This window comes from Methylocucumis oryzae (assembly GCF_000963695.1).
Classification (GTDB): domain Bacteria; phylum Pseudomonadota; class Gammaproteobacteria; order Methylococcales; family Methylomonadaceae; genus Methylovulum; species Methylovulum oryzae.
This window is the reverse complement of record NZ_LAJX01000361.1, coordinates 1-9,436: the sequence shown is the minus strand read 5'-3', so window position 1 is coordinate 9,436 and position 9,436 is coordinate 1. Positions and strand designations below refer to the sequence as shown.

General features: G+C 48.8%; 14 protein-coding genes and 1 pseudogene. 5 read left to right on the top strand and 10 right to left on the bottom strand.

Annotation, left to right across the window (positions count from 1 at the left end; all coding sequences use genetic code 11):
* The 6 genes from VZ94_RS21650 to VZ94_RS21625 all read right to left on the bottom strand — a co-directional run.
* Positions 1–557: relaxase/mobilization nuclease domain-containing protein (locus VZ94_RS21650; protein WP_045780838.1), on the bottom strand; the 557-nt coding region annotated here is incomplete at its 3' end.
* Positions 547–900 carry a plasmid mobilization protein gene (locus VZ94_RS21645; protein ID WP_045780837.1) on the bottom strand — a complete coding sequence of 118 codons (354 nt, stop codon included), beginning with the start codon at positions 898–900 and terminating at the stop codon, positions 547–549. The genes VZ94_RS21645 and VZ94_RS21650, both read right to left, overlap by 11 nt.
* 538 nt (positions 901–1,438) lie before the next feature.
* Positions 1,439–1,906, bottom strand: a complete 468-nt coding sequence (locus VZ94_RS21640) for a hypothetical protein (protein ID WP_045780836.1) — start codon at positions 1,904–1,906, stop codon at positions 1,439–1,441.
* Between the two features lie 258 nt (positions 1,907–2,164).
* Positions 2,165–2,380: a hypothetical protein gene (locus VZ94_RS21635; RefSeq protein WP_131655701.1), complete on the bottom strand. Its 216-nt coding sequence runs from the start codon at positions 2,378–2,380 to the stop codon at positions 2,165–2,167.
* A gap of 26 nt (positions 2,381–2,406) precedes the next feature.
* Entirely contained in the window at positions 2,407–2,724 is a 318-nt protein-coding gene (locus tag VZ94_RS21630) for a BrnA antitoxin family protein (protein WP_045780834.1), read from the bottom strand.
* On the bottom strand, positions 2,687–2,965 hold the full coding sequence (locus VZ94_RS21625) for a BrnT family toxin (protein WP_045780833.1): 279 nt from the start codon (positions 2,963–2,965) through the stop codon (positions 2,687–2,689). The genes VZ94_RS21630 and VZ94_RS21625 overlap by 38 nt, the downstream gene beginning before the upstream one ends.
* Before the next feature lie 537 nt (positions 2,966–3,502).
* On the opposite strand from VZ94_RS21625, the gene VZ94_RS21620 reads away from it, so the two are divergent.
* From VZ94_RS21620 to VZ94_RS21610, 3 genes are all read left to right on the top strand, one after another.
* Positions 3,503–4,561 (top strand): replication initiation protein, encoded by a 1,059-nt coding sequence (locus VZ94_RS21620; protein WP_045780832.1) that lies wholly within the window; start codon positions 3,503–3,505, stop codon positions 4,559–4,561.
* 77 nt (positions 4,562–4,638) lie between these two features.
* The gene (locus VZ94_RS21615; protein WP_109867751.1) at positions 4,639–4,914 is read left to right on the top strand and encodes a type II toxin-antitoxin system ParD family antitoxin; all 276 of its coding nucleotides are present in this window, start codon (positions 4,639–4,641) and stop codon (positions 4,912–4,914) included.
* On the top strand, positions 4,915–5,214 hold the full coding sequence (locus tag VZ94_RS21610) for a type II toxin-antitoxin system RelE/ParE family toxin (protein WP_045780830.1): 300 nt from the start codon (positions 4,915–4,917) through the stop codon (positions 5,212–5,214).
* A gap of 102 nt (positions 5,215–5,316) precedes the next feature.
* On the opposite strand, the gene VZ94_RS21605 is transcribed toward VZ94_RS21610, so the two are convergent.
* Entirely contained in the window at positions 5,317–5,916 is a 600-nt protein-coding gene (locus tag VZ94_RS21605; RefSeq protein ID WP_131655699.1) for a hypothetical protein, read from the bottom strand.
* A 79-nt stretch (positions 5,917–5,995) separates the two neighbouring features.
* On the opposite strand from VZ94_RS21605, the pseudogene VZ94_RS21600 reads away from it, so the two are divergent.
* Both VZ94_RS21600 and VZ94_RS21595 read left to right on the top strand, forming a co-directional pair.
* Positions 5,996–7,544 (top strand): annotated as a pseudogene (locus tag VZ94_RS21600) (type IV secretory system conjugative DNA transfer family protein).
* Positions 7,545–7,712: 168 nt separating this feature from the next.
* Positions 7,713–8,045, top strand: coding sequence for a hypothetical protein (locus VZ94_RS21595; protein WP_045780828.1), 333 nt, complete (start codon positions 7,713–7,715; stop codon positions 8,043–8,045).
* Positions 8,046–8,053: 8 nt separating this feature from the next.
* Here the strand turns inward: VZ94_RS21595 and VZ94_RS21590 are convergent, their stop codons facing one another.
* The 3 genes from VZ94_RS21590 to VZ94_RS26340 all read right to left on the bottom strand — a co-directional run.
* Complete coding sequence (locus tag VZ94_RS21590) at positions 8,054–8,617, bottom strand: hypothetical protein (RefSeq protein ID WP_045780827.1); 564 nt, start codon at positions 8,615–8,617, stop codon at positions 8,054–8,056.
* Complete coding sequence (locus VZ94_RS21585; RefSeq protein WP_045780826.1) at positions 8,607–8,927, bottom strand: hypothetical protein; 321 nt, start codon at positions 8,925–8,927, stop codon at positions 8,607–8,609. Before VZ94_RS21585 ends, VZ94_RS21590 begins: the two co-directional genes overlap by 11 nt.
* Positions 8,924–9,436, bottom strand: a 513-nt coding sequence (locus VZ94_RS26340) for a hypothetical protein (protein ID WP_045780825.1), incomplete at its 5' end; no start/stop codon positions are given. The genes VZ94_RS21585 and VZ94_RS26340, both read right to left, overlap by 4 nt.

Below are 9,436 nucleotides of genomic sequence, written 5' to 3'. Positions count from 1 at the left end.
CGGCGGATGCGCTCGCGGATGTCGTGGATATTTTCGCCCGTGCGCCGTGCTTGCTCGGTTTCTGGCCGTCCTGCCCGTGAGTGGTCGCGGGCTTGGGTTTTCTCGTTGGTGACGTTCTGTAAGCCGTAATCTAGCTCTATTTGCCGCGCTAGCGTCTTATGTGTTTTGTAATTTTGCCAAAGGTCGGCAGCCTTCAGGGTTTCAGGGTGGACGCGATTAAACACGATGTGGCAATGGGTCGAGCCGTCGGGGTTGCTATGCAGCACCAAGGCGGCTTGATGCTCTTCTAGTCCAAACGCGGCGGCGTAACGGTCGGCAGCGTCTCGCCATTGCTCGCCGCTCAATCGCTCCCCCTCGGCGGCTCTCATTTGCACATGTAGCGCGTGGTTTTGGCATCGGCTCTGTTCGGCCAATATGTCCATGTCGTAAATGGCCGCCTTGAGGCTGACCGCGTCCATGTTCCGAAACTCCAACACCTCGGCGCGTTCGTTTTTGCCCCCTGTCAGATAGGCAGCAAGGGCTTTGCCGCCTTTACCAGCGCGGGCTTTAATAATCACGGCTTAACGCCTCGGCGATTTGGGTTTTTACCTCCCGCACCTCGGCCAAACACGCGGCCAGAACTGACGGCGGCACCAGTTGCCCTTGATTGGCCAGTTTTGTTAATTGGTTCAGGTTGCCGCCTACCTTGCCAAGCTGGGCATGAAGCCGCGCGAGGTCTTGGGCGTCTTTGGCGGCGCGGCGTTGGGTGCCGTCTGTCACCCGCCCTAAGAGCAGGGTGCGCACATACCCCGATAGGCTTAAGCCTACGGCTTCGGCGCTGGCTGTGGCTTGTTCCAGTTCGGTCGGACTGAGCCGGACTTGTACGGTTTTGCAACGCTTCCGCTTGTCGCTGGTACTCATGCCGGCTTTTCCTTCCGCCTCTTGGCGGGGTCGTTTTTGGGGGATGCAACGGGGGACGCCCCTTGCCAAGGAAGAGGGGGAAAGCGGAGCCTTTCAACCGTTGGCGGTATTACCGCCACTGACTTGCTCTGTTGTTTTTGCAGCATGGTAGAGTGTAGCAGGTGGCAAAAATCGCCGCAACAGGCGACAAGGGGGACTTGTCCCCCTCGGCCTATCGGCCTCACCCCCTAGGATATGGGACAAGGTGCGAGAATGTTTTTTAGGGGGTCGGGGTCGGTTTTTTGCCGGTTCTGCCGTCCGGTTTCAAAAACGTCGGCGGCGAGTCTGTCGGTGATTCTGCGGTACTCTATAAGCTCATCCAAAGCGGCGGCCAAAAGCTGCGCTCGTTTGCTGGCTCTTTTGCGCCGCTTCGGGGCGTTTCTGGAGGTGTGGGGGCGCAGCGGCTTCGGGGTTAAATTGCCGATGTGCTGCCCATGTGTCGCGGGGATGTCTCATTGTCAGACGGTACGCGGCGGGCGTGGTTAATTTCAACTGAAAATTAGGGTTTTTTCCAGCCTCGAAAAATCTTTTTGAATAGCGGGCTTTCGGTCGGCTCCGCTTTTGGCTCTTCGTGGTGGGTAAGTAGATTGGTCGCTTGTTGCCGCCAGTGGTCGGCCTGCTCTTGCTCGCGCTTGATTTGGGCTTGCTCTCTCTCAATCTGGGCTTGAAGCTGGGCGCGTTCTCGCTCCCGCTCGGCTTCGGTCTTTTTGAGCTGGTCTTCAAGATGTCTGATTTTTTCCAGTAAAAAGGCGGTTTTCTCTGGTTCTTCGCTTGGTCGGTCTCGGTTTTCCGTCCGGCCTTCTGTCTGGTCGGGCGGATAGACTCGAAAAAGTTCGGCGGGGTCTATCTGCCATTGTCCTGTGTCATTTTTAACTGCGCTCAATCGTCCGCTTTGTATGGCTTCTAATAGGGTTGATTTTGCTTTTTTTGCTTCTTTGGCGGCTTGGTTTAAGGTCAGTAGCGGCATAGTCGGCGGTTTTCCTCTTAGGGGTCGGTCTCGGTTTTCCGTCCGGTTTTACAGATGTTCGGCTTATTTTGTTGTGAAGTCAAGAGCTTGGGCGCGGGTTTTCATGTAAAACGTGAATGTGTAAAAAATCCTAAGGAGAGGGGCTTAGAGAGGCGTTAAGGGGGGCTGACTGATTGTGGGTTATGCCTAAAAGTCTTTTCGCCTCTCTACGGGCTTAAAATCGGGGTCTATGGCGGCGTTTTGAATTAAGGCTATCTTTTATTCTTCAGGCTGTGTGCCTTTGGCTGCTAGAGCTATAAAACGGGGGTCGCGTAACTGTCTCTCTTTTATGCGTGCAATATACTCATCAGAAACTGGAGGAGGCAACATTCCTTCATCTTCTAAAAGATTAAGGAATATGACCCGCTGTTCTAGAGTCATGTTGTTACCGTAGCCTGCCAATGATGCGAGGAACTGTTCAGATTTTTTTTGCATGATGTTAACCTGCTTAATTTCTGTCGTCATGGTGAAGGGTTGTGCCCTGTTCTATGGTCATTCGCTTTCATGTAGGCGCGAAGAATCGCATTAATACGGGTCTGATAGCCGTTTTCTTTTCTGAACCAGTCCAACAAATCTGCGTCAAGTCGTATAGTTACAACTTGCTTAGGTTTGGGCATGACAACCTCGGCGTCTGACCAAAAATTATCATCCGTTGCCTGTGCGTCTAAGTCGCTGTCTATACCCGCGCGGATTTCCGTAGCGTTCATGTTACGCAATGCTTCCCAATCGGTTGCAGGCTTTTTAGTCTTCAAGGTTTTTCCAGTAGGTGCGTCTTTCATGGGGTTCTGACCTCCACGCGGAAATAATCCGCCGTTCGTTGTTAGCTCTGTCTGTATAAATCACCGTGATTTCCAGACCATTGACGAGGCCGATTGCATAAACTCTGACCTCTCCATAATCGAAACGGTTATCTATTTTTTCAACTGTTGGGTTCTCAAAAATCCGCTTGGCATCCTCAAAGGCGATTTTGTGCCGTTTGAGGTTAGCTGCGTTCTTTTCTGTGTCCCATGTATATTTCATTGGTTATATTTACGCTATGTAAATACATAAATCAAGCAAAAAAGCGTTATGTTTTAGGGGAGCGTCCTGTCTCATACCCCATTAATTAGCTTTTGAAGCGTTGAGGGGTTTAATGCGCACCTTGGTTAAATCCTTGGGGGTGAATGCGAAGCAGAGGGGGCGAATAGCCCCCTGCTAAAACAGGTTGCCGCTTTGCGGCTCCTGCCTTTGCTATCCCGTGTTATTGCCGGTTTTTTTCGTGAGTTATCCACAGGCTGAGGTGTTTGGGGTTTCCTATGTTCTATATGTTCTTATATGTTCTATATGTTCCACCCTTTATTTATAAGTAATATCAAAGACATAACACCTCTAAAAGTGACAAATTAAACTGAAAAGGTGACAAATTAAACTGAAAAGGTGACAAATTAAACTGAAAAGGTGACAAATTAAACTGAAAAGGTGACAAAAAAGATGTTTACAAATGCACTTCTAAGGGTAGGATTATGAAAGGTGACAAATTAAACTGGAAAAGTGACAAATTAAACTGAAGGTCAGACCATGCCAAAAACGCCTAAAACTGCTTTAGACCCTAACCAAACACAGCTTCCTTTGCCTTTACCGCCAGAAGTCAAGGCGTCGGGGGATGCTTGGCAGATTAACGGGACACATCCAGCAACAGTGCCACTTCCTAATGAAGTTATCATCAAAAAAATCGAGGGCGCATATACCGAACGTGACCGGAAATTATGGGCTTTTTTGGTGGCAGCAGCTTGGGATGATTTGCTAACAGTAGATATTCATCAGGTTAGAACTGCGAAGGTTAATGATTTGTTTCAGTCTCTCGGCGGCGGTGATACGTCAACTGCTTGGATTTGGGAAAGTGCTAAGCGCCTAAGAAGGACTAATGTTGAGTGGGAAACTTTAGATGATGAGGGCGATTGTAGTTTGCTTTCAGAAGTAGCGGTGAATAAAAACGCAAAACAAAGCGGTTATCTTAAATATGCTTTTAGCCCCACACTTCGCAAAGCTATAAAACATCCTACTAGGTTTTCACGACTACGATTGCATTTTATGATTGGGTTATCCGGCAAGTATGCCGTTAGCCTCTATATGCTGCTCGAATCTGTCGCTAATCAACGTCACGCGGTTTTGGATGTGGAGTTAAACCAGCTTAGGGAATGGCTCAAAATACCAGAAGATAAACTTAATAGATGGGTTGATGTGAAACGCCGCGCACTCGAACCCGCATTAGCACAGATAAACGAAAAGCCCGAGGTTGCGGGCTTTTCTGTGGTTATGGAAGAAGTCAAAGAAGGTCGCGCCGTGGCTCGTGTGCGTTTTCATGTCTCTAAGAGTTCTGAGCGGCGCGAAATTGAAGACACAATGATGGCGCAACCTGCAAACAAGGCGGCGCAAAACAAATCGAAGGCAAACAATACGCCGCCTTTGCCGACTTCAGCGTATGAGGCAGCGCGAAAAGTAGCAGGGCGGCTTGATATTTACACCCTTGAGCAACAATGGCGGGAATGGGTAAGCACAAAACAAAAACCAGACTATAGCACCGCTTCTTTTGTGGCTTTCTGCAAAAAAAAAGGCGGCTCAGTCTTTATAGGGTAATTATCAATCATTGCCAATCTTTGACAATTACCCTATAAATGAAAAGATAGGCGGCAACGACAACAAGGGTGGATAGTATGACTATGAATATCAATTTATCACCACAGCTTGAAAGCATGGTGAAAAACAAAGTTGCTTCTGGCTTATATACCTCGGCAAGTGAAGTCGTGCGTGAGGCTTTGCGTTTGATGGAAGAACAAGACCGTATCAGAGAAACCAAGTTGATTCAGTTGCGGCAAGATATACAGGACGGCTTGCACAGTGGCACGGCCACAACGTGGAATCCTGACGAGGTCAAGCAAGAAGGTCGTAAAAGACGAGCTGCAAGAAACACTCAAAGCGATGAGAATTAAATGCCTGTCATCATCAAGCGCCCGCGCGCTTTAAGCGACCTTGCAGAAATCTGGGACTATATAGCAGACGACAGCGAAACGCGGGCGGATTCCTTTGTTGCTACGATTGACGCTAAGTTTCACATTTTAGCAGAACAACCAAAAATTGGTCGTTTGCGTGATGAACTGGCGGCGGGTCTTCGGAGCTTTCCGATTGGCCGCTATGTTATTTTTTATCTACCGTTTGCCGATGGCGTGGATATTGTCCGCGTTTTACACGGGTCACGGGATATTGACACAATTTTTCACGATGACAATTAACAATTTTTCAAGCCCGATTTTTTGAGAGCGGCGGCGGTTTGCCGCTCTCAAAAATGGGCAGCCGTCGGCAGACTTCACAAGGTTGGCGAGCAGAAATATTGCTCATTCTTTTTTGCTTTTCTGCGGTTTGCTTTTATAACGCTCTATTTTTTGCCTATAGTCATCATCTTGGCTTTTTATCGTCATGTAATAGCTGTCTAGTTGGTTTTTAGCTTCTCCGTATCGAGTAACGCCTTTCCTTGCACCAATAACAAAGCCAATGAGCGATAACCCAAACAAGTTCCTATGCGTGTCAAATAGACTGTCGCCAATAACGACTTTATCCCAAAATATTTTTAACCCGCTTGGTTTTTGAGGGGGAGCGATAGCGGGCGCGGCTTTTTGTGGTGGGTCTGGTATTGGGTCAGGGATGCCATGTTCCTTACGAAAGGCGGCTCTTTCTTCCGCCGTAGGAATGTGGTGGTTCTTAACCTCGGAGTGGTAGGTATCAATAAGCGGTGCATTGTGGATGTCTTGCGCTTTTCCAGCGAGCACTTGTTCTAGCGCGGTTTTTCTGTTCTGTGTCTCAATATACTCTCGCACTGTCGGATTAGAATACAGGTCAGTTAAGATGCCTAGAACCATGCCCCCTAGTGTCCATTTTTTAACAGGCTTCAAAAAAGCTTTGAGAGGGGCGCTCAGTGAATAGCTACGATTTTTCATTGTGTTAAATTGTATCGGGCGACAATATGTGATTTTATTCACTTTCTTTTTAACCTGAAAGAGAAATAGCACGGGGTTTATGAATACGGTTTTAAGGTGGTTGGGTGGTCTGTTTTCTTCAAAAGACGATGAACCACACGCAGAAGAAGGCGCGGCAGACATTGCGACTCTTGAAGAGGTCGGGGAGTCCGGCCTGCTCACTGGCGCAGGTATCCCGATTGGCTATGAAATTGATTTTTTGGCATGGAAAAAATCAGGTGTAGAGAGCTTTCCTGATTCCGCAATACGTTGGGCGCACTACGCGGGAGAAAATCATCTTTTTACCGTTGGAAAACCCGGAAGCGGCAAAGGCACAACGGTTATTGTTCCGGCGCTGCTTACGTTCGGCGGTTCCTGCATTGTCATTGACCCTAAAGGGCAAAATGCGGCTATTACAGCACGGGCGCGGGGCTTGCTCGGTCACAAGGTGTTTATTCTGAACCCTTACAACGTGCTTGCTGACCATCTGAACGGCAAAGGGGCGCATGTGGTCAACCGCGCGGGCTTCAATCCGCTAGACCGTATCAAGCCCGAATCTGATTCTTTCGTGGCCGATGTGCGCAGCCTTGCGCAAGCGCTGATTGTGGATAGTGGGAACGGTGACTCTCATTGGCCAGATGCGGCACGGGAATTGGTCGCGGCGCTCATTATGCACATTTGCCTAACGGCTTTACCTGAACGGCGCAACCTTGGCGAAGTGCGGGCGTTGCTCAGTAGTGAAGCGTCAGAAAATCAGGAAGACGTAAAAGAGGTTATGCCGTCACCGTGGGAATTGCTGATTGATGAAATGATGGAAAGCCCTTTTCAACCGCTCCGGCAAAAGGCGGCACAGTTCGCCCATTTGACTAAAGAGGTGCAAAGCATTATCAGCACCGCACGGACTCAACTCGCCTTTCTCGATGACCCCGCTATTTGCGCGGCGCTGGCAAAATCAGATTTTTCCTTTGCTGATTTGAAGCGCGAGAAAATCACGGTGTATCTGGTCTTGCCGTTCAAGCAACTGGAGGCGCAAGGGCGTTGGTTGCGCTTGCTCATCACAGCGGCTATTGAAGAGCTAACCGAAGAACCGCGCCCGAATGATGGCCGCGTCTTGTTTATTCTCGACGAGTTCGCCCAGCTTGGCCGCCTTCCTGCCATTGAGCGGGCGCTTGCGCTGGTGCGTGGCTATGGGGTGCAGCTCTGGCCGTTCGTGCAAGATTTGCCGCAACTTAAAAGCATTTATTCTGAACGTTGGGCGTCGTTTCTATCGTCTGCGGGTGTGGTGCAGTTTTTTGACGGCAAACGACAAAATGACGGCTGACTATCTTTCTGACCGATGCGGTAAACGTCTCGTGACGCGGCGCTCAATATCCAGCTCTAGCACATCGGGCACCGCTTCAAGCTCTACGGCGGGGAGTTCGTATTCTGACCACTGGGAGCCGCTCTTTACCCCTTGGGTGTTGTATGGCAAAAGCTTACCGCCTCATAAGCAGTTTGTTTTTGTAGAGGGGCTTTCGCCTGTCATTTGGTCATGGCGGCGGCCATATTGGGAAGATTACGAAAACGCGGCTCTTTCTCATCTTGCTGACCCTGACCCTTTTCATTTGTGATTTAGGCCACTTGTAAAGCCCTTGCTCTCAATGGAAGCAAAGTTGTATGCTGGTCATGCGGTACAGCGGGGACGCGATGACCGCCAAGGTGCGAGAGGTCGGGCGGTAACGCTCGGCCTTTCCATTTTTAAGAGGTGTGTTATCCCTTGATGGAACAAGGGGGCAAGGATGGAGTTACTTAATAACACACTATTTGCGTCACTAACTGTTGCGGCCATATCTGGGTCGGCTGTGGCGGCTTTTCGTTATCCTAAGGGCTATAATAAACTCTGTGTTATCCTTCAGATTTCTATCTGGGGCGCAATATTTAGCGGGGCATCTTATAACCAAGGTCTTATCGACGCCGCGCTAAAATTACAAACATTTATTCCAGATAAAAAACTTGGAGAATCTACAAACATTGTAAACAACATGTTTGTACATTCTGATTTTTTTTATATTGGTGTTTTATTTTCGATTTACCTATTTTTTCTTCTTATCTTCAGGGAAATGGCTACCTAAAAAATTAGTTAACTAATACTTTTAGGCTCAAACTCGCGCCCGCCGTTCCGTTCTAATTCCCATGAGCGTTGACGACGTGCCAAAATGCGTTTTAGCTGCTCTTCTCGTGCGCGTTCTGCCTCGGCACTTTTGTTAGACTGTGTTTTTTGCTCTTGCTTCTTGTGCGCTTTGTGTTCCAATTCCGGCATTAGCTCAAAAATACCGCGTTTGATTTCTGGCGTTTGGCCGCCCTGAGCGATTGTGATATTTCTAACCTTTACGTCAAAACGTTCTTTACCGTCATTAGGGCGATATACTGTGTGTGTAAAATCGTTCTTGTCAGGATGAAAAACAATCATCGTGTTTGTTTTTTCGTTATAAGCGAAGCAAACACCGGCGTTTGTTGATTTCACACCTTCCGCACATTTTGTTAGTTTGGTTTCTTGGCTTAAAAGAGTCTTGTAAACATGCTGCACCATGTCATCGTTATTTTTGACTCCTATAGGTTCAAACTCATTAAGATGGTTTTGGCTATGAAGAGAGGAAACAATTTTTTTTGCCAACTCTAATAATTCTGCATTGCTATCGTCCATTTTTCTGTTGAAGTATGGTTATCATAACGTCCAAAACTGAAACTAACTCATCACAAAGTTTTCTTGCTTGAGATTTAGTTACGCCAAGTATGGCTTCGCCGTCGCTTGGGTATATTGAGCAAACGCCAGCCACCAAGTCGGCAAGCTGATTAAAATCTTGCCCTTTTATTTTTATAACAAGTTCGTCTTTTTCTGCGTCAAATTGTAGAAGTTCCATTGTTTCCTCCCTCAGTTTTGTGATTTTCACTGACAACAAATACCACAAAGACGGGGCTATTTCTAATAAATAACCTGAGTCACTTTGACTCACGGCTCAAACTCGCGCCCGCCGTCGTTTTCGTTTTCACGCCCTGCCCGTTGCCGCCGTCGCAGTATCCGCGCAAGCTGTACCTCTTGTGCGGTCTGTTGGCGTTGTTGCCGTTCGCGGCTTTGCTGGTCGGCCTGTTCCCTGTTGGCTTCGTGCCATGCTTGCGAGGGGCGCGGCTGTTCTGTCCGCGCTTGCTCTTGGCGCTCCCGTGCCGCTTGGTTTTTTTCGCGCTCGTCTCTGATGGCGTCCGCTTGGGTGTAAACAGGGTGCAGCGCTTCTTTTTGCCGCGTCAGTTCGTCCCGTAACTGTTGCTTAAAGCCGCCTTGTTGTCTGTGTCGCTTGCCCTGTGTCTCGTGCATCGTATAGGCGGCGCTGGCTTCGCCTTTTCCCTTGCGCTCTTTGTCGTGTTTAAGGTCTTCTTCGGCGGCCAACTCTAGCGAGAGTTTAACCGCCTGAAGGCTCGGCACGCTGTCCGGCTCAAGGTCGGCCAGTTTTGCCCGCACCTCGGCGGC

Bases quoted from the DNA above. Each gene is read 5' to 3' on its own strand.
- VZ94_RS21645 (WP_045780837.1), bottom strand. From the start codon at position 900: ATGAGTACCAGCGACAAGCGGAAGCGTTGCAAAACCGTACAAGTCCGG.
- VZ94_RS21640 (WP_045780836.1), bottom strand. From the start codon at position 1,906: ATGCCGCTACTGACCTTAAACCAAGCCGCCAAAGAAGCAAAAAAAGCA.
- VZ94_RS21635 (WP_131655701.1), bottom strand. From the start codon at position 2,380: ATGCAAAAAAAATCTGAACAGTTCCTCGCATCATTGGCAGGCTACGGT.
- VZ94_RS21630 (WP_045780834.1), bottom strand. From the start codon at position 2,724: ATGAAAGACGCACCTACTGGAAAAACCTTGAAGACTAAAAAGCCTGCA.
- VZ94_RS21625 (WP_045780833.1), bottom strand. From the start codon at position 2,965: ATGAAATATACATGGGACACAGAAAAGAACGCAGCTAACCTCAAACGG.
- VZ94_RS21620 (WP_045780832.1), top strand. From the start codon at position 3,503: ATGCCAAAAACGCCTAAAACTGCTTTAGACCCTAACCAAACACAGCTT.
- VZ94_RS21615 (WP_109867751.1), top strand. From the start codon at position 4,639: ATGACTATGAATATCAATTTATCACCACAGCTTGAAAGCATGGTGAAA.
- VZ94_RS21610 (WP_045780830.1), top strand. From the start codon at position 4,915: ATGCCTGTCATCATCAAGCGCCCGCGCGCTTTAAGCGACCTTGCAGAA.
- VZ94_RS21605 (WP_131655699.1), bottom strand. From the start codon at position 5,916: ATGAAAAATCGTAGCTATTCACTGAGCGCCCCTCTCAAAGCTTTTTTG.
- VZ94_RS21595 (WP_045780828.1), top strand. From the start codon at position 7,713: ATGGAGTTACTTAATAACACACTATTTGCGTCACTAACTGTTGCGGCC.
- VZ94_RS21590 (WP_045780827.1), bottom strand. From the start codon at position 8,617: ATGGACGATAGCAATGCAGAATTATTAGAGTTGGCAAAAAAAATTGTT.